The organism is Runella sp. R0.1_18, assembly GCF_057652155.1.
The window spans coordinates 32918-54684 of the sequence record NZ_JBYFCK010000016.1; the positions used below are offsets into that span (position 1 = coordinate 32918).

8 protein-coding genes are annotated in these 21767 nt (G+C 46.3%); 1 reads left to right on the plus strand and 7 read right to left on the minus strand.

Annotated elements, in window-relative coordinates; translation table 11 throughout:
* The 3 genes from AC23P2_RS23140 to AC23P2_RS23150 form a co-directional block, all read right to left on the minus strand.
* The coding region (locus AC23P2_RS23140) for an HYR domain-containing protein (RefSeq protein WP_487775402.1) at positions 1-3179 on the minus strand (3179 nt) is incomplete at its 3' end.
* A gap of 54 nt (positions 3180-3233) precedes the next feature.
* Positions 3234-4481: a DUF418 domain-containing protein gene (locus AC23P2_RS23145; RefSeq protein WP_487775403.1), complete on the minus strand. Its 1248-nt coding sequence runs from the start codon at positions 4479-4481 to the stop codon at positions 3234-3236.
* 138 nt (positions 4482-4619) lie between these two features.
* The gene (locus tag AC23P2_RS23150) at positions 4620-8624 is read right to left on the minus strand and encodes a hybrid sensor histidine kinase/response regulator transcription factor (RefSeq protein ID WP_487775404.1); all 4005 of its coding nucleotides are present in this window, start codon (positions 8622-8624) and stop codon (positions 4620-4622) included.
* Positions 8625-8880: 256 nt separating this feature from the next.
* Between AC23P2_RS23150 and AC23P2_RS23155 the strand changes: the two genes are divergently transcribed.
* Positions 8881-9585 (plus strand): helix-turn-helix domain-containing protein, encoded by a 705-nt coding sequence (locus tag AC23P2_RS23155; protein ID WP_487775405.1) that lies wholly within the window; start codon positions 8881-8883, stop codon positions 9583-9585.
* Positions 9586-9675: 90 nt separating this feature from the next.
* On the opposite strand, the gene AC23P2_RS23160 is transcribed toward AC23P2_RS23155, so the two are convergent.
* The 4 genes from AC23P2_RS23160 to AC23P2_RS23175 form a co-directional block, all read right to left on the minus strand.
* Complete coding sequence (locus AC23P2_RS23160; protein ID WP_487775406.1) at positions 9676-10047, minus strand: T9SS type A sorting domain-containing protein; 372 nt, start codon at positions 10045-10047, stop codon at positions 9676-9678.
* Positions 10048-10061: 14 nt separating this feature from the next.
* A complete protein-coding gene (locus AC23P2_RS23165; protein WP_487775407.1) occupies positions 10062-18413 on the minus strand; it encodes a BspA family leucine-rich repeat surface protein in 8352 nt (2783 codons plus the stop codon).
* 13 nt (positions 18414-18426) lie between these two features.
* Positions 18427-18615, minus strand: a complete 189-nt coding sequence (locus AC23P2_RS23170) for a hypothetical protein (protein WP_487775408.1) — start codon at positions 18613-18615, stop codon at positions 18427-18429.
* A gap of 297 nt (positions 18616-18912) precedes the next feature.
* Positions 18913-21681: an ATP-binding protein gene (locus AC23P2_RS23175; protein ID WP_487775409.1), complete on the minus strand. Its 2769-nt coding sequence runs from the start codon at positions 21679-21681 to the stop codon at positions 18913-18915.
* Positions 21682-21767 lie beyond the last annotated feature (86 nt).

Here is a 21767-nt window from a genome sequence, read left to right on the forward strand (position 1 = left end):
CTGATATTAGCAGGACATGTAATCGTAGGCGCTTCCGCATCCACTACCGTCACCGTAAAAGAACAAGTCGTCTTTTGGCCATTCGCCGTCACTTCAAACGTATTCGTCGTTGTCCCAACAGGGAAAGCTGCGCCTGAGGCCAGTCCCGCAATTTGCGCCGTCGTCGCCCCTGAACAATTATCCGTTCCTACGGGAGCCGTGTAGTTCACTACCGCCGAGCACTTACCTGCGTCGTTGTTCACACTTATATTGGCGGGACAAGTAATCGTCGGGGGTTCGGCGTCAACTACCGTCACCGTGAAAGAACAAGTCGTCTTTTGGCCATTCGCCGTCACTTCAAATGTATTCGTCGTTGTCCCAACGGGGAAAGTTGCGCCTGAGGCTAAACCCGCAATTTGTTGCGTCGTCGCCCCTGAACAATTATCCGTTCCTACGGGAGCAGTATAGTTCACTACCGCAGAGCATTTACCTGCCTCGTTGTTCACACTGATATTGTCGGGACAAGTAATGGTTGGGGGCGTATTGTCCCCTACGGTCACCGTCACACAGTTACTAATGGCTTCACAAGCAACCTCATTTAAAGTAGAAATAGTCACACGCCGATAGTAAGTTGTTTGGCTTAATGGTGCAGGCGGATCGTATGTCGAACCAGTTGCATCCGTGATGGTCGAAAAACCACTGTTACAATTTGTTGTACTCTTTTCCCAACGATAGGTGATAGTTCCAGAACCTGACCCATTGGTAGTAGAGGTAAAATTAGCTGGATCTCCACCCAGGCAAATAGTCTGATCACCTGAAATACTACCTGCAGTTACCGAAGATACCGAGACGGTCACACAATTGCTGATTGCCTCGCACACACCACTGCCCGCTCCGTTGAAGGTAGCAATCGTTACTCGTCGAAAATAAGTTGTTGTACTTAAACCAGCAGGCGGATCATAGCTCATATCCGTTGCTCCTATGATTGTACTAAAACCACTGTTACAATCGGTTGTGCTACTTTCCCAGCGGTAGGTAATTGTTCCAGCATTACTCGAACCAGCACTTGTACTGGCAATAGCTGTAGGATCAGCGTTTGAACACAAGGATTGATTCCCAGAAATAGCTCCTCCTTGTGGATTGAGTACTATGACAACGATACAATTGGGCGCAATTGCCTGGCATTCCGTCCCATTCAATGTAGAGATAGTAACACGCCTGAAAAAAGTGGTCGCACCAATACTTCCAGCAGGGGGATCATACGTTTCACCTGTAGCGCCCATGATGGGACTATATCCACTGACGCAATCCGTGGTGCTACTCTCCCAACGGTAAGTTATAGTACCCTGCCCAGAACCAGCCTCACCAGAAGTAAAGGCTGTAGCATCACCATCGGTACAAATGAGCTGCGATCCACTTACCGTACCACCACTGACCGTCTGCATGGAAACCGTCACACAATTGCTAGTCGCTTCACAAACTACACCATCTAAATTGGAAATGGCTACTCGACGGTAATGAGTCATTTGGGTTAGACCAGCAGGAGCATCGTAGGTTGCGTCCGTCGCTCCCATAATGGTCACAAAACCACTGTTACAATCAGTAGTACTCTTCTCCCAGCGGTAGGTAATGACACCGCCAGTCCCAGCAGTTACGGAGTTAAAAGCTTGAGGATCTCCTCCTGAGCAAACCGACTGCGTCCCTCCGATACTTCCTGGATTTACCTCATTAACATTGATTGTCACCGATCCAATTGAGCTAGTGACTACACAGTTATTGGCATCGGCAATTTGGGTAAGGTTGAAATTTTGCGTACCTGTGAAATCAGTGCCTTCAGTAAGGTTTCCAAAACCTGACCCAAATAACGTGTTATAATTTTTACCATTCACTACGAAGTAAAAAGGCTCTGTCCCCACCCCGTTAAAAATAAGTTGAATACTGTAACCAGGACACATGGTCATGCTACCTGCATTGCCATTGCTAGTGATGTACCCTCTGGGAGTAAGACTGGGTAGGTTGCTGGCATAGTAGTTATCATTATTGATATGTGTATTATTGTCGTCATCTGCGGTATTGCCATTAAAGGTCACATTGCACATGCTGACTGATGGGTCATTCGTCGTGCCTGGGGCGGCATTACCTCCGTTTTCTGCTTTGTTGAACACAAAAAGCGCTCCACCGTAGCCCTTGGCGCCATTATTTCCTCGGGTAGCATTGTTATTATTAAATGTAACTCCATTTAAACTCAAGCTGCCACTCGCGACAAAAATAGCCCCACCTGCACCCATACCGCCACCGCCGTTGCCAGCGCTACCAAAACCACCACTACTAGAAAAAGCACCCACACCACCGCCACCACCAAACCCCCCATTGCCAGCAGAACTACCCACACCACCGCCACCACCAAAACCTCCATGGCCACCGTTAGCACCACCACCACCGCCACCACCAAAACCTCCATTGCCACCAGAATTACCACCACCACCGCCACCGCCAAAACCTCCATGGCCACCAGAAACACCAAAACCACCGCCACCGCCAAAAATAGGAATGCCGCCATTGTTTCCAGGTGTATCTCCAAAGTCATTGCTTACACTTGCACCAGCACCTCCGCTGCTGCTTCCTAATACGCCACCACCACCAGCAACCACACTATTTCCTCCCATTCCTCCCCCTCCTACTGGTGACTTAACAGTACCAGTTCCACCCAAAGCCTGATTATTATTCAAATTGATATTGATTAAGCGTAAATTAATACTACCGGTGCCCCCTTCTTTGCCTTCGTGCATAAAGATAGCTCCACCGGCACCCATACCTCCTCCATTACCATTCCCCCCTTTGGCATAGCCATTGGCCAAGGTGAGGTTTTGAATGGTAATCGTGCCATTTTGTATCCAAAAAATACGTGAGGTGCCGCCACCACTAATTGTCAAATTTGACACACCCAACCCATTGATGCTAACATGGTTAGTAATCACCAAAAAAGGACTAACAACCGTAATGGTTGACCCATTGGGTACGGTAAAAATAATCTGGTGGGGAGCCGCCGCCGTTGCCGTTGCATCTGCATTGGCACTTAGAATGGCTTGGCGAAGAGAACCTGCGCCACTGTCATTGGTGTTGCTTACCGTAAAAGTAGTCGCGTGGGCAATTCCAAGCAGACTCGCCCACAAGGCGAAAATTAAGACACTTATTTTCATAATTAATTGATTTTGAGCAAAATATTTCTGGTATATCATAATCGCATACGTCGTTCAACCCTTCATTAAGTGTGTTTGGGGAATCACTTCCGCCCGTTGTTTGCCATAAGTAAGTTTCCGCCAGAGCCATTCCAAAGGCCCCATTCGATAATACATCAGCCAGAGGTTGCTGTAGCCAACTTGACAAACATAGATACTACCCGCAACGCCCAGTGATTCCAGCAGGGTCAACCGTCCCGACAAACCCAAGCCGTAGCCGTAAAAAAGCCCCATGCACAGCAACGTCTGCATTAGATAGTTGGTCAGACCCAGCCGACCCGAATTGGCAATCCAATGAGTGATTCGAGAGGGGTATCGGTTAAAAAGCAAAGAGAGTTCAATCAGATAAACCACCGTCAACAAGGGCGTTCCCAGAAAATCGGCCAGTGACAAAAGTAATGGGTCAAAGGTCAATGGATTGCTAATCGATAGGTGGATATCAAACACCGACAAACTGGCAACTGCTTTTAATATGAGCCCCATGGGAAATAGCCAAAAAGCTATTCGCAGGAATTGGTTTTTGACCTCAGCCAATCGATTGAACAGTTGTAATTTCCCCACCATCAGCCCCAACAAAAACATCACCTCGTAATGCAAGTAACTCGCGAAACCATGCTTAAAAGCCATGACATGCAGCATCACCACTCCCAAACTTTGCAGGCTCATTACTTCCCAAAACGCCCCCTGTTGCCAAGTGGTAACCACCCGCATGACGACCGCATCGAACTGTTGCTGACTGGCGGCCTGTGCGGAGGGAGTCGATGGAAACGCTAAGGCTTGAACGATTTGAATCACAATCCCCAAAACCACCAGCCCGATAACCCATTTACCCAATACCGCAACCGACTTTTTGCTAAAATAAAGCAACGTAAAACCCAACAACGCATATTTGTGCAGGACGTCCCCAAACCAAAACACAAGGGCATGGAGCAACCCCAGCGCTAACAGTATCCATAAACGTCGTTTGAAAAACCGATTGGAATCCAGCCCCGCCTGTTTGTTCTTTTTGCTCATTAGGTAAAAGCCCAAGCCAAAAAGAAAACTGTAAATCGTATAAAACTGCCCTTTTACCAACAAATGAACGAAAAATTGGGTGGGCGCGTAGGTTGCTGGCTGGTCTAACCCCAGCTTATATACCTGCTCAGGACGCAGCAGAGCAAATAACGAATAGGTCTGTACGTTAACCAACAGAATGCCCAGCAGGGCTATTCCCCGAATAAAATCAATCGTGGCGACACGATCTGTAGAACTTGTTTTCAACATGGAATTTACCAACAATTAAGGAAGGCCCGTTTTTCGGACACAAAGGTCTGGCCAAGCCCAAAAAAGGATGGTAAATCAGGTTGCAAATGTGGTAATTTAGGTTGCAGAACACTCCAAAATATGCTTTTTTGGAACAATTTAGGCCAATCGAGCAAATTCGCTGGGGGTCATCTGATACTGCTCCCGAAAACACTTAGCAAAATACTGGGGGCTATCAAAGCCTACGCAATAGGCTGTTTCGGAGCTATTATACCCCTGTTGGAGGAATTGAGTGGCGCGTTTGAGGCGGTAAATGCGGACAAGGTCACCCGTAGCCAGTCCTGTTAGTGCTTTCACTTTACGGTGCATCGAGCTACGACTCACATTGAGTTGTTCGGCCAATTGCTCCACGCTCAACGACGAATCATCCAATTGTTCTTCAACGATGGCGTATAGTTTTTCCAAAAACGGATCAAGCAGCACTGGCTCCGTCGCCAGCGTTTCAGTTGGTTGATCGAGTTTGGCAGACACAGGTCTTGCCAATTCTTGCCGCATCCGCTCACGAAACCGACGCTGACGTTCGAGCAGATTATGAACTCGTAACGTCAATTCTTTTACGTGGAACGGTTTGGTTAGGTAATCGTCAGCTCCCCGCGTGAGTCCTTCCATACGACTCTCAAAGGTGGCTTTGGCCGTTAACATAATGACTGGAATGTGATTGGTTTGCTGATCCTCCTTGAGTTTTTGGCAGAGTGTGTAGCCATCCATCACGGGCATCATCACATCACTAATGATTAAATCTGGCAAGTCAGCCAACGCTTTTTCCAACCCTTCGGCGCCATTGACTGCCCGACTGACGCGGTAAGAGGCGGGCAAACTATCCACAACGAAATCTGCCAGTTCTGTATTATCTTCAACCAACAGCAAATGCGGGGGTTCACTATCGCCCTCGTGTCGCATCGGCAAGTCGGCCAATGCTAATTCGGCAAGAGGCTCAGGCACTTTCGTCGTAAAGCTGGCTTGGTCGGCGCGTCGGTAAGGCAGCGTCACCCGAAAGGTAGTACCTTGGCCAAGCGTGCTTTCCACCTCAATATGTCCCTGCTGCAAATGCACCAATTCTTTCACCAACGCCAGCCCAATACCCGTCCCCATCTGAGTGTTGGTGGGTGAGTTCAATCCGTCTGCCGACTGCTGAAAAAAACGATCAAACACCAACGACAGTTTGTCGGCAGCAATACCCACCCCCGTATCCGAAACCACCAATTCCAAATCGGTAGAAGCATGCAAAGACACTGTAATTTGCCCCCCTTTAGGCGTAAACTTCAACGCATTTCCTACCAAATTGGTGATAATCCGCCCGAATTTTTCTTCATCAAACCAGTAGTTATCACTAACCGACGATGACACCGACAAAAGGATGCTTTTTTGGATAACTTCTTCCTGAAACAATCCGACGGTCTGCTCCAAAAATTGACTAATATCCCCCTGTGCTTCCTGAACCTTTAACACGTTGGCATCGAGTTTGGCAAAATCCAGCAATTGGTTGATGAGGGATAATAATTGCCGCGCATTGCGACTAATCGACTCCAATCGCTTGACGTAACGCGTACCCGCCAGTTCTTGAATCAAATCAGGCATAGGTGAAAGAATCAAGGTCAACGGAGTGCGAAAGTCATGCGTTACGTTGGTGAAAAAACGAGACCTCATTTCGTCGAGTTCACGCAATTGCCGCGCTTCTTGCTGACGGAGCGCTACCGATTGCCGCAATTGCAATTGGTTTATCCGTAAACGAATACCGTACCAAAGACTCCCCGCCACCACCAGCACATACAGCACATAAGCCCACCAAGTAGCCCATAAAGGAGGATTGATGATCACAGACAATCGACGTACGTAGGGACTCCACGTACCCGATGTATTGGAGGCATTGATCAGCAGTGTGTAGTGACCGGGAGCCAGCATGGTGTAAATGGCCTGCGGTTGCTTGGTCTCCACCCACTCCTCGTCCACCCCTTCCAGTTTGTAGCGATAATGATTTTTACCCGGTAGGTTGAATTGCAAAGCGGTGAAATGTACCGTCAAAAAATTTTGATTATAGGGAAGGATAAGTTCATGAATGGCGTGAATAGGTGCCCGAAGAAACGACTGCGGGTGAGGGTCGGTCAGCCGATTATTGACGTACAATTCAGTTAATTCTACTTTGGGCTGAAATGAATCATTCCTTAATTGACTTGGACGAAACGCTGTTATACCTTCCACGCCCCCCATGATGATTTGTCCATTGGGAAGGTGAAGATAGTGAAAGCGGTTAAATTCATTGGCCAGTAGCCCGTCTTCAGTGGTGTAATTTTGGGTCTGAAATGTTTTGCGATTCATTCGGCACAGCCCTTTGTTTGTACCAATCCACAAATCTCCGTACCGGTCAGGAAGGGCCGAATAAATCACATCATTGGGCAACCCGTCCTGTTCCGTTATTCTCCGACACTTACCTGACTGCTTATCGAATGCACATAATCCTTTGCCAAACGTACCAATCCACAGCAGATTCGAGTCGTCGGGATCAGCCGTCAAACAATAAAGCGTATTGCTACTGAGCGATGTAGGCTGATTAGGCTGGTGGAGATACTGGCGCATCCGCCCCGTTTGGCGGTCAAGTCGATACAAACCCTGGTTCTTTGTAGCCAACCAAAATGCCTCTCTATCAGCGACCATCTGTATAAACTCAACGGGAAAATCCGCCTTAAAATGATAAGCTGAACGAATCCACTGACGTGTGTCAGGTGCATAATACCATAAGTAGTGGGCATTTTTGTACCACTGTAGCAACCAAACACGCCCCTGCTCATCAGTTGCCATAGGCGTAATCGTTTGGACAAAGGGAACGGGAAAGTCAACCCGCTGACACTGGTGCGTGGCTGTATTGATATGGTAGATAGTCGATGTACCACTATTAGCCCAAACATTTCCCTGATGATCTAGCGTATAGCGAAACTTGTATGGGTCTGCATCTTGGACAAGACGAGCCTGCTCGGCTGGTAAATGCAACCATTTGGTAAGTATATCCAACTGAAAAACACGTTGATAACGAGCCGTGTGGAAGCTGTTTGCCCGTAAATTGTATTTGCGCACGCCCGAGCCGTTAGTTCCCACCCAGAGGACATCTGAGCGATCAATTAGCAGGCTGGTACAAAAACCGGTTTGTAGCGTAAAATGAGTCACCAACTGAATATTTGCCAAATCAGTAAAGCGAAATAGGCTGTTCCGTTGATCAAAATAAACTTCTCCCCGACTATCGGTCAAAAAGTGGATACCCCATAGGTGATGATCTTCCAACGACGCTTTATCATCATTAGGCAATCGTTGCGATTGGAAATACCCCGTTTTAGGATTAAATTGACAGACATAGTGATGGGTACCAATTAGCAATTCACCCGTTGGGCGTTGGGCCATTCCAAATATGGCCAGTTCGGGTAGCGCAAGGGGTGTTTGAGAGTCTGGACGATAATGCTGAAAATGCCCCGTCTTCTCGTCGAATCGTTCTAAGCCCACATCAATGGAGCCAACCCAAATCGTCCCCTGCTGATCCTGCAGTATCGTACGTATGCGATTTGAGCCTATGGAATGCGGTTGGTCATCGCGGTGCTGAAACCAGCGCGCACGCCGAGTCGTCATATCATAACAGACTAACCCTTTTCCGTCAAAGGCCATCCACAGCCTGTTTTGGCGGTCGGGGTAATAATGCCAGGCACCTGTGTGGGGAACCGTCAGGCTGGTAAGTTGTTTCGAGATGTTGGTGAATATTTCAGTAAGAGGATCAAACATAACCAACTCGCCCAATTCTGACGCAATCCAGATACGACCCTGATGATCAATAAATAAAGAGGCAATACTGGAGAATGGCATGGCTGATTTCCCTGTCGTATCTTCCCGTTCTCGGAAGACTTTTAAGCGGTTGCCGTCGTATCGGCAAAGGCCATCGTGGGTAGCCATCCAGATAAATCCTTGTTTGTCTTGCACAATGCCTGAAACAAATCCCTGTGGTAATCCCTGACGATCGGTAATCAATTCAGGTTGTGGGAAGTCCAGTACCTGGGCCTTTAGGGGCAGATATAAAAGGGTTAGTAAAAAAATCAACAACCATCGCTGGTCTCTATTTAGTAGCATATATAAAAGCGAGAGCAATCTTTACCAAAAGTAACCTCCTTAACAAAGTGCATTATTGAAACAAAGCATCCCTGCGCAGCCTTTTTGTCATACTTGTGGTATATTTTTTGTGTTCTATGAGGCCAAAGTTACTAAACATAATGAAGATAACTGACTTATGAAACGTAGAAATCATCCATCTACTTTACTAATAGCTTTAAACTTGCACTTTGTCTATTTTATTTATACTTTGCGTACATATTTTAAACAGCATCACATGAAATCAATTACTTATTTTGCCCAAAACTTAATTTGGTTACGTAATCAATTGACGCCTAAACTTTCTCAACAGCGTTTGGCCGACGAAATTGGCATTAAAAAATCTACCCTCGCCGCTTACGAAGTAGGACGTTCAGAACCCAATTTTGGTGATTTGGTAAAACTAGCTTCCTATTTTAATGTTTCCATTGATGACTTTCTTCAAATAGATTGTAGTCAAAAAATCAAGCCGATGGCTCGGCACAAAACAACTGATCGAGTTTTGGTTACCACCGTAGATAGCACTACTCGTGAAAACATTGAATTTGTGCCCGTCAGGGCTTTAGGTGGATATACCCAAGGCTACGGCGATGTTGATTATGTCCAAAAACTTCCTGTTTTTCAGATGCCATTTTTGTCACGTGACCGTAAATATAGGGCTTTCCCTTACGTGGGTGACTCAATGCCACCTCTCAGAAGCGGCTCCGTTGTTTTTGGAGAATACATGGACAACTGGGGAAGTATAAAAAATGGCACAATTTGCCTTATTGTCACTTCTGACGAAGGAGTTGTTCTAAAAAAAGTGTTTAACTACTTAGATGACAAGGGCGTACTGGTTTTAAAGTCTCTCAACGAAAGATACGCTCCTTATCCTGTTGGTATCAACGAAATACTCGAAATTTGGCAGTTTGTGGGTTATTTTGATGAACGGTTTCCTGAATGAAACTCATTAATATCGTCTGTCATTTATTCACATTATTGGCCAAAAATGGAAATAAAAATCCACTTTGGCCAATAATGTATGTTAATCAAATTACTCCACCTTCACCACTTTCAAAGTCGCTTGTCTATCAGGCGTAGTTACTTTCAAAAAGTACATCCCCGTCGGTAACTCACTCACCCCAAACTCCTCGTGGTGACTGTTGGTTTCGGGTACGAATTGGCGACGTAAAACACTTCGACCCGAAGCATCCGTCAACTCCGTTTGTACCACTTGGCCTTTGCTGTCAGATACTTGCAGGCGCAGGATGTTCGTCACGGGGTTGGGGAGGACAGTAGCGAAGCTACTTGGACTTAGATTCCTCCGGGATGACAAAGTAGTTGCTCCTTGCACACTGCCCTCCGCTATCCTCGCTGCTCCTACGCCTACGCCGTCTTTCGACTGGATACCCAACAAGTATAGCAATCATTATCCGCACACTATCTACCCAATTTACTAATCTTGAAATCTTGCCTATGTTCAGAAGATAAAACTCGTAATACATAACTACCCCCTGCATAGCCTTCCATGGAAATACTCTCCACATGACCAGATTCCAAATCAAACAACGATCGCCGATACAACTCCTCGCCTCCCAATCCAACCAACACCAACAAAACCTCCCCCTTAATCGACTGGTTGAAACGTAAGGACAAAATACTACCCACTGGATTACCCAAGATACTCACCCAAGAGTCAATAGATGAATCAACAGATATCCCAAACAAATCATCTACCCCAACTCGGAGACCACACGGAAAATTCGTCACCAATACCCCATTCTGCATCGTCAAAACACAGCCCGAGGACGATGTGCCTTCTACTGTGTATGTCCCCGTTTCAAGCGTCGAACCAAAACTCAACTTCTGACCTGTCCCTGATAATACATTGCTACCATATAACCCTCCATTACGCTTCAACTGGTAATTAACACCTACTTGGGAACTGGATAACCCCAAAGAAACACTTCCGCTTCCACACAAACTGCCCCCACCCGTCACTTGAAACTTGCTCGGCTTGCTAACATTGTAGTAAACCACTTCTCCACTCGACTCCGTAATACATCCACTCGTCTTATCCTTGGCCATCACACGATAAGTGCCCCCAAAACTCGGAATACCAAAACTTAAAACGCCTCCATTTCCATTCACCTGCTGGCTAGTCCCCAACGAATTGTAGTACAACTGGTACAAGGTGTTCAATTCTGAACCAGAGGTTAAAATAGCAGAAACGTTATTACAGCCCAGATAGCCTCCCCCTGTGATACCAAATGGCGCTGCGGAGGGCTTGGCAACAATCGATGGTGCTGCTACTTTAACACTCTCACAACCAAGTGAACTTACACAACTCACCCAGTAACTAGGCATCTCGCGCCTAATCGTTATGGTAGAGCTTGGAAGGGCAGAATTAGGTGAATCTGATGAATACCACCGTACGGTATGAGCTCCACAATGAGCGGAGAGTGTCACGGTTTCACCTGGACAACCCGTCGTTTTACTCACAGTTACTTGTTGGGGAGGGCCAGGAGGTACACCAATCGTTAACTCAATCGGTGAAGTATATGTACTCGGGCAATTAGCATCACAAGCCGCTTGGTAACGATGGAGTTGGTTATTAGAAGGTTGGGAAACTGGAGCAGTTACTGACCACGCACTCCATGCGCCGCTACCCACTTGTACTCGCCAAACAGGCGAACCAGAAACACACGAACCCGAAACATTAAACTGTAAACTGTTAACAGAATTCGCATCCGTGTCGCAAAGAACGGGATTGTTGCCTTCGTTGAGCGTTTGTTGGAGCGTCGTCAACGAAATAGTCGGCGGGCCTACTACTGTTACACTTCCAGTAATATTACTAGAAACACATCCGCTAGCATTGCCGACGGTCAAGGTGTAAGAAATAGCATTTGCTGACTCTGGACCACTCAAATTCACCACAATTGGGTTTGTTAAAACGCCGTTGCTAACGGTCGTAATGCCTGCTCCCGAAATTGAGTAAGTAGTTGGAGTACCCATCACGACCGTATAAGGAATTGTAAAAGACGTAGCGCCCGCGCAAATCGGCGAACTCGTTCCTGTCGTGATCATTAACGCACTTGGAACCGAGTTCACCGTCAAAGATAAACCTGATGATATACAACCCGTCGTCGTGTTCTTGGCCGTAACTGTGTATGGGCCTGGATTCAACCCACTAAACGTTCCCGAAGTTTGGTAAAGACCGCCAATGCTGTACTCAATCCCTGTTCCCGAAGGCGCAGTGACTGCAATCGTTCCAGTTGGCGTCGTACACGTCGGCTGTACCGTCACCGAAGCTGTTGGCGTTGCGGGAGCATTCGGAACTGGATTCACCGTCAACGATAAACCTGATGATATACAACCCGTTGTCGTGTTCTTGGCCGTAACTGTGTATGGGCCTGGATTCAAGCCGCTAAACGTTCCCGAGGTTTGGTAAAGACCGCCGATGCTGTACTCAATCCCTGTTCCCGAAGGCGCAGTGACTGCAATCGTTCCAGTTGGCGTCGTACACGTCGGCTGTACCGTCACCGAAGCTGTTGGCGTTGCGGGAGCATTCGGAACTGGATTCACCGTCAAAGATAAACCTGATGATATACAACCCGTCGTCGTGTTCTTGGCCGTAACTGTGTATGGGCCTGGATTCAACCCACTAAACATTCCCGAGGTTTGGTAAAGACCGCCGATACTGTACTCAATCCCTGTTCCCGAAGGCGCTGTGACTACAATCGTACCTTTTGAAATCGTACACGTCGGCTGTACCGTCACCGAAGCCGTTGGCGTTGCTGGACTGGCACTTGCATCACCCGTGATAGTCCAACCTTTGGTGATCAGACTGGTGCGAGCCGTTTGGCCAGCGCAGTATTTGAGTGGTGAGGCATCGCCGAGGCTTTTGTTGGTATAGCCACCGTTATTCCAGCCTATGAGTGTCGCATCGTAGTTAGCCACCGACAAACCCGAATTTGTGAGCATACCCGTCATGTTGGTGACCTCCCCGAGGTTCAACGATCCTAAGTTTTGGTTAAAAGCTATACAATCATAAAACATATAGCTCATATCCGTCACAAGCGACGTAGTAAAGCTACTTGGTAACGCGTGGTTGTAAATACTACAGCCAGAAAACATGCCAAACATGGTAGTTACCGCAGCTGTATTGAAACTATTCGGCAAAACTTGGTTGTATTTACTACAGCCTTGAAACATTAATTCCATATCTGTTACACGCTCCGTATTAAAACCACTCAGTAAGGGTTGGTTAAAGGAACTACAGCCATAAAACATAGCATTCATATTCGTCACAAGTGACGTATTAAAGTCATTCGGTAAGGCCTTATTATACAAAACACAACCATAAAACATTTCACTCATGTTTGTTACACGCTGTGTATTAAAGCTACTCGGCAAGTCTTTGTTGTAAGCCCGACAGTCCCTAAACATACCACTCATATCCACCACCATAGAGGTGTTAAAAGTACTTGGTAAGGCTTGATTATATAAACTACAATAAGCAAACATAGAGCTCATATTCGTAGCCGCAGACGTATTAAAACCTTCAGGTAAGGCCTGATCAAACGAACTACAGCCGTAAAACATAAAACTCATGTCAGTGACTGCCCCCAGGTTTGGCACATCCGTGGCGTTGAGTACCATATTTGCGCAGCCCCGAAAAGCACGATTCATACTGGCCCAAGCAATACTTCCCCATTGGTCGATCGATAGCAACTTGAGTCTATCTCCTTCGCTATTAAAATAAATCCTTGGAAAATCACCCCTGATGGCAACGGTATAAGTACCTGCCGTACCGTAATTATGAGTGACGTTGCCCGTCAAACCAAACTCATCAAACGTACCATCGTTGTTCCAGTCCACGTCGTAGTTATAGCCCGTGCCCGTGGTCGGAATTGTGATGGAATTACTGTTGGAGGTACCTACATTGTCGGTTTTCCAAGTGGTGATGAAAGAGCACGAAGCGGGCAAATTGAGGCTTCGGCTGCCCGTAGCCGTGGTAGCACCAATGGCAAAATCAGAATAGACTCCCGCCCCTAAACCTGAGAGCGTAAAGCTACCATTGGCAGCGACGGTCACGGTGGTAGTAGCAGCAACCGTGTTCTTTTTATACGTAAGGGTTTGGCTTCCCGCCGCAATGTTGGTGCTCGTAAAAGCAATGCTACCCGTTCCGCCACAAGTCGTAGCATCGGTAGCCGTACCGAGGGTAAGTGTAGCAGTAGGACACAACAACGCATCCCCCGAGATAGTCCAATTTTTAACATTCATTAAATTGGTTCTTGCCGTAGCTGAGGCACAATATTTTAACTCGTCTGCCCCCAAAAACCTGCCCGTCACCGTACCCGCATTGAAACCCGTAAGCGTAGCGTCATAATTGGCCACACTCATGCCACAGTAACTAAGCATATTTGCCAAATTCACATTCGCATTGAGTTGGGGTCCCCAAGCTGCCAAACTTTGATCGAAGGCCCTAGCAAACATGAACATACCATCCATATCCGTAACAGCCGATACAGTAAAGCTACTTGGGAAGGCTTGGTTATACACTGTACAGCCAGTAAACATAGCGTTCATATTTGTTACAGCAGCGGTAGTAAAATTACTCGGCAGAGCTTGGTTATAAGAACTACACCCAAAAAACATAGCGCCCATGTTGGTGACAGCCGCAGTCGTAAAGTTTTCGGGCAAAGGTTGGTTGTACGACCTACAGTCAAAAAACATACTACTCATATCCGTCACCCGCGCCGTATTAAAGCTACTAGGCAAGGCTTTATTATAAGCACTGCAAAAACTAAACATTGCACGCATATTAGTAACAGCGGATGTATTAAAACTATTAGGCAAGGCTTGGTCGTACGCACTACAGCCCTCAAACATGCCACTCATATCCGTCACACGTTCCGTATTAAAGCTATTCGGCAAGGCTTGATTATAGGCACTACAGTTATCAAACATGCCACTCATATCCGTCACACGTTCCGTATTAAAGCTATTCGGCAGCGTTCGGTTATAAGAAATACACCTAGAAAACATGCCGCTCATGGTTGTTACGGCAGAGGTATTAAAACCTTCGGGTAAGGCTTGGTTAAACGAACTACAACCCGCAAACATCCAGCTCATGTCGGTGACTGCCGCTGTATTAGGCACATCCGTGGCGTTGAGCACCATATTTTCACAACCCTGAAAAGCATTACCCATGCTCTGCCAAGCAATACTTCCCCATTGAACAATCGATAGCAACTTGAGTCTATCTCCTTCCGTATTAAAATAGATTCTCGGAAAATCTCCTCGAATAGCTACCGTGTAAGTGCCCGCCGTTCCGTAGTTGTGCGTGACGTTACCCGTTAAACCAAACTCATCAAACGTACCATCGTTGTTCCAGTCCACGTCGTAGTTGTAGCCCGTGCCCGTCGTCGGAATTGTGATGGAAGTGCTGTTGGATGTACCTGCATTGTCGGTTTTCCAAGTGGTGACAAACGAACACGAAGCGGGCAAATTGAGGCTTCGGCTACCCGTAGCCGTGGTAGCGCCAATGGCAAAATCAGAATATACCCCCGCCCCTAAGCCAGAGAGCGTAAAACTACCATTGGCAGCGACGGTCACGGAGGTAGTAGCGGCAACCGTGTTCTTTTTATACGTAAGGGTTTGGCTTCCCGCCGCAATACCTGTACTTGTAAATGAAATACTACCCGTTCCGCCACAGGTCGTAGGATTGGTGGCCGTACCAAAGGTGAGAGTAGGACATTGCAACGCATCACCCGTGATAGTCCAACCTTTGGTGGTCAGATTGTTACGTGCCGTTTGAGCAGCACAGTATTTGAGTGGGGAAGCATTACCAAGGTTTTTATTTGAGTAACCCCCGTTGTCCCAACCCGTGAGCGTGGCGTCGTAGTTAGCTACTGATAAGCCCGAGTTTGTGAGCATACCGTCCATGTTAGTCACTGAACTGAGGTTCAACGCTCCCAGGTCTTGGTTGAAAAGCCTACAATCAGCGAACATATCCACCATATCTATTACCGCAACTGTATTAAAGCTACTTGGCAAAGCTTGATTATACGAACTACAACCAGAAAACATCCTATTCATACTCATGACAGCAACAGTATTAAAACTACTGGGCAAGACTTTGTTATAGGCAAAACAGTTTTGAAACATAGCATTCATATCTGTCACACGCTCCGTGTTAAAGCTACCAGGTAGGAGTTGATTGTACGAACTACAGAGGCTAAACATATAAGCCATATTTGTCACACGCTCCGTATTAAAACTGCTAGGTAAGGCTTTATTATACAAGCTACAGCCATAAAACATTGAATACATATTTGTCACAAGCGACGTATTAAAACTATTTGGTAAGGCTTTGTCATAGGCTATACAGCCAGAAAACATTGAATACATATCCGTCACAAGCGATGTATTGAAGCTACTCGGCAGAGCTTGATTATACGAACTACAGCTAGAAAACATACCACGCATAGTTGTTACACGCTCTGTATTGAAACTGTTAGGTAGGAGTTGGTTGTAAGCCCGGCAGCTAGTAAACATAGCAGTCATATCTACCACCATAGAGGTGTTAAAAGTACTTGGCAAAGCTTTATTATACGAACTACAAAAAGCAAACATAAAGCTCATATTCGTAACAGCAGACGTATTAAAACCTTCAGGTAAGGCTTGGTTAAAGGAACTACACCCAGAAAACATCCTGCTCATGTCGGTGACTGCCGCTGTATTAGGCACATCCGTAGCGTTGAGTACCATATTTTCACAGCCCTCAAAGGCCCCCGCCATGCTTGTCCAAACGATACTACCCCATTGGTTGATTGATAGCAACTTACGTCTATCACTTCCATTGTTAAAGTATATCCGTGGAAAACTTCCTCGGATGGCTACCGTATAAGTACCCGCCGTTCCGTAGTCGTGCGTGACGTTACCCGTTAAACCAAACTCATCAAACGTACCATCGTTGTTCCAGTCCACGTCGTAGTTGTAGCCCGTGCCTGTAGTCGGAATCCTAATCGAAGTACTGTTGGATGTACCTACATTGTCGGTTTTCCAAGTGGTGACAAACGAACACGAAGCGGGCAAATTGAGGCTTCGGCTGCCCGTGGCTGTGGTAGCGCCAATGGCAAAATCAGAATATTCACCCGCCCCTAAACCTGAGAGCGTAAAGCTACCATTGGCAGCGATGGTTACAGTGGCGGTAGCGGCTACGGTGTTCTTTTTGTAGGAAAGCGTTTGGCTACCCTCCGCAATACCTGTGCTCGTAAAAGCAATGCTGCCCGTTCCGCCACAGGTCGTAGGGTTAACACCGCCTTGGAGATTGATTTCAGCCACGCCCCCCAAACGAATGGAAACCGAATTAGCACCCGTACCATTATTTGCCACGGCAAAGTCCTGCTTGCCATCACCGTTGAAGTCACCAACGGCTACACTATTTGGCCCTGCCCCAACACTCACGTTAGTCGTACCGCTGAAGCCGCCCGCGCCATCCCCCAAACGAATCGAAACCGTACCGTCATAATTATTTGCCGCGGCAATATCCTGCTTGCCATCGCCATTGAAGTCGCCAATGGCTACACTGTATGGACTCTCTCCAACACCCACGTTAGTCGTGCCGCTGAAGCCGCCTGCGCCATCACCCAAACGAATTGAAACCGAATTGCTAAAACTATTTGCGACGGCTAAATCCTGCTTATTATCGCCGTTGAAGTCGCCAATGGCTACACTGAGTGGATTTGATCCAACACTCACTTCGGTCGTGCCGCTGAACCCGCCCAGACCATCGCCCAAACGAATTGAAACCGTACTGGCACTCGCACCAATATTTGCCACGGCAATATCCTGCTTGCCATCGCCGTTGAAGTCACCAATAGCTACACTGCGTGGACCTGTTCCAACACTCACGTTGGTCGTGCCGCTAAACCCGCCCAGACCATCACCCAAACGAATTGAAACCGAACCGCTAACATAATTTACGACGGCAAAATCCTGCTTACCATCGCCGTTGAAGTCACCAACGGCTACACTAATTGGCGCCGACCCAACACTCACGTTGGTCGTGCCACTGAAGCCGCCCGCACCATCGCCCAAACGAATTGAAACCGAACTGGCACTCGCACCAAAATTTGCCACGGCAATATCCTGCTTGCCATCGCCGTTGAAGTCACCAACGGCTACACTGGCTGGGCTCGACCCAACACCCACGTTAGTCGTACCGCTGAAGCCGCCCGCGCCATCACCCAAACGAATCGAAACCGTACCGTCACTATAATTTGTCGCGGCAATATCCTGCTTGCCATCGCTGTTGAAGTCGCCAACGGCTACACTGTATGGACTAGTTCCAACACTCACGTCGGTCGTACCGCTGAAAGCACCCTGGCTAAAAGTGGGGTTGGTTACCGTAAGGGTAAAAGTAGCGGTCGTGGATGCTGCCCCATTAAATGCTTTCACCGTAACGGCGTACACCCCCGCCTGCATGGCTTTGGTCACCGTCAATACCCCCGTCGTGGGGTTGACCGCCAATACACCCGTGAAAGGCGTATTGACATTGTTATTGGTATAAGCCACAATAGAGGTGGCATTGGTGGGGACAGCCGAAGGGGTGATGGCGGCATTTTGCCCCGCAACCACGGAAGTAGCGGGATACGTGCCCAGGGTTTGGGATTTAGCCATAAAACCACTGCCAAGGACAAGTAATAAACACAGAACAAAAGTTTTTTCAATCAAAAACAAACCTAATTTTCGATTGAGCGAAGTATGTAGAAAAGTGGTCATTTTGAAACGATTTTTAATTGAAATAGAATATTTTAAAATCAGTAAAATTTTCCATATTTAACATATTGAGAGTACCACCGCTGGGTGACCAGCTGGAAGCAGTTACCCAATTGGGGCTGGTTGTCCCAGTCCAAGTTTTATCAACGGCAAACACATTATAGCTTATCAATAAAGCCATGAAGCGATAAACGAATTTTTTCATTGGTAGAAAAGTTTGAATGAGTTTAACATGAGTCGGTAGTAGAAAAAGGAGGTAGAAACATTTCGTCAAATGCTCCCAGAGACCTCCTTCCCTTTCTACCATGAAAGATTATGAGTAGGGTATTAAAATGAGCTAAAAGTGATACCCAAAATTGGTGATTTGCTGGATGCAAGTGTTATCACAAAATGGACTTTCTTTAGCTCATTTTTGATAATAAAAAAAAGCCCCTCAGCGGGGCTTTCAATTTTTATTAACTCATTTTTGACTTTCTTTAACTCATTTTTGACAAAATGCCGTTTATGGCCATTCAGAAGGACTTTTTTCGTATTTTTCAAAAAATACTTTCGAGAAATACGACAGGCTTTCAAAGCCCACTTTGTAGGCAACTTCCGACACAGTTTCGGTCTTATTGGCGAGCATTTCGGCGGCTTTTTCAAGTCTAAAATTTCGCAAATATTCAATCACTCCCTGTCCCGTACTGGCTTTCAGCTTGCGGCGAAGTTGCACGGCAGAAACGTTCATTGCCTCTGCAAAACGCTCCACATCAAAGTCACTTTCTCCCAAATGCTGCATGAGTACTTCGTGGCAGCGCTGCATAAATTGCTCATCGTTGATGCGATTTTTAAGCGCTGTTTCTTCCTCCATTTGGCTTTTCTGAGCCAGTTCGGACGCCTTGTTTTTCGTATATTTTTGAAGTAAAATCTGACGTTGTTTTATCAAATTCCGTACCCTCACCTGCAACTCTTCCCGATCAAAGGGCTTTGACAAATAATCGTCAGCACCAAGTTCCAAGCCTTCTAAGCGATCGGTTAGGGTCGCTTTGGCCGTCAGCATCACAATCGGAATATGGTTCGTAAGTTCATTTTGTTTCATGGCTTTACAAAACCCAAAACCGTCGAGTCGGGGCATCATCAAATCACAGATGACAACGTCAGGAAGTTCTTCAATCGCTTTTTCCAGCCCTTCTTGTCCATCGCTTGCTTCCAATAAATAGTAATGGGGGGCAAAAATTTCCCGCATATATGCCCGCAGTTCGGGGTTATCTTCCACAATCAACAGCACCTCTTTGCCTTCATTTATGGGAGTTTCTATCGGTAATTCTTCTACCAAAAACGTTTGTTCCTTTGGCATATTTATGGGTGAAACCACCTGCCCTTTGGCTGCTGAACTCTCTTCCAAGATCGGCAACATCACCGTAAAAACAGAGCCTTCACCTACTTTACTTTCTACATGGATGCTTCCTTTCATCACTTGTACCAACTCCTTCACCAAGGCCAGTCCAATGCCCGTTCCTTCGTACGTACGGTTATCGCCACTGTCGGCTTGGTAAAAACGGTCGAATATGCGTGGCAAACGCTGTGGGTCAATCCCGATACCAAAGTCTTGCACTTTCAGGAGAAGCTGCGTTTTTTGGTAATCAACCCGTACCTGTACACGTCCATTGGGAGGCGTGAACTTAAACGCATTCGAAAGGAGGTTAGTTACAATTTTCTCAACCTTATCTTGGTCAAAATCAGCCATATAACTCATCCGACTTTGCTCGTACTGAAAAAGAATTTTCTTGTTTTGCCCGAGCGATTCAAAGGAAGCAAACAAATAGTTGAGGAACTGGGCTAGATCGCTTCTTTGCAACTGCATCTCCATTTTTCCAGCCTCCAGTTTACTCAAATCCAACAATTGATTGATAAGCGCTAACAATCGTTCGGCATTTTGCTGCATTACTCGGAAAATATCCCGTTCTGGAAACTCTCGCCGCAGGTCTTTGAGGGGCGACAAAATCAGCGTCAGGGGCGTCCGAAATTCGTGGGAAATGTTGGCGAAGAAGCTGGTTTTGAGGTTGTCTAGTTCTTTCAAACGGCTATTTTGCTCGATGCTGAAATTGAGTTTTTGCTCCGCAGAACGAAAAATTCCTCCTAGGAAAATGACAAAAACGAATATTTCCCCCAAAAACAACAAATACGCAATCGAATACACGGGTTCGTATTCAATCCAGCCCAGCAACCGAATGTAAAGCAGGGCGTAGCTGATCATCCCCAAAATAAAAGGAATGGCGTAGTATTTTTCAATGGCGATTTTCTTGACGATGGAATAGAGGTACAAAGCCGAAAAATAGATTGCCGAAATGATGATACTATACACTCCCAATTTGAGCCAATACCACTGATAATCAACAAAAACAATGATACTCTCGAAGATAGTCAGCCCAATAATGGTCATGGCAATGATGGTGTGAATTTTTGAAAACTTCCCCTTGATTTGAGTAAAATAGACAAAAATCCCACCGCCTAAAGTCACGGAATTATAGAACAAAAAATCAATTTTTTTAGCAACGTCGGGGTCGTCTGTAAACCACGGGCCAGCGATATTGAGGTATCCCCAAAAGGCAAATGTTTTAATAACGGTATGCAGCGAATATAGCCTAAAGGCAAAATTGTTGATGATGACCAAACTAAGCGTAAGTACCAAAAACAAACGAAAAATAACCAAACCGTTGAAGAAACTTTGCCCTGCATAACTCTCCAATTTTGATTTATAGTATGTTTTTTCTGAATGCAACCGCAAAGTCATGTAGTGGCCACGTTTGCTGGTGACTTTGACATAAATGTTTTTGCGTTGGTTGGGGCGAAGGTCAACGGCAAAGGTCGGATCTTGGTCGATGAGTTTTTTCTCTTTCTCAACCGTCAAAATTTTCTGTTGTTTGTGCGAAAATTTTTGCCCCGTCGTATCCGAAATATAAATATCCAACTGCTCCACCAAAGGGTTTGTCCATACCAAAATCCAGTCTTTATTGGTTGCATTGGTATTTTTTAGGAAAAACCGCACCCAGAATACATCATCAGAATAGGGAAAAACAATGTGGTCTTTGGGCGACTTTTTGAAGTTCATCGCAGCCACTTGTTCCAACGTCAGTTTGCCCGTCGAATCCTTTAAAATTTCAATGGAAGAAGTAATGTTCTTAGGAATCTTTTGGTCTTCCGACAAAACAATTTCTTGAGAAATTCCCTGCTTAGGAAAGCCATAAAACGTAATTACAAAAAAGAAAAGTAGTTTTATATAGTTTTTCATTTTCATCTCACCTCATTTGAGAAAAGAGTCAAATATACCTAAATCTACCTAAAACCAATCTTATAGCCCATAAAACTAGCCCTAAA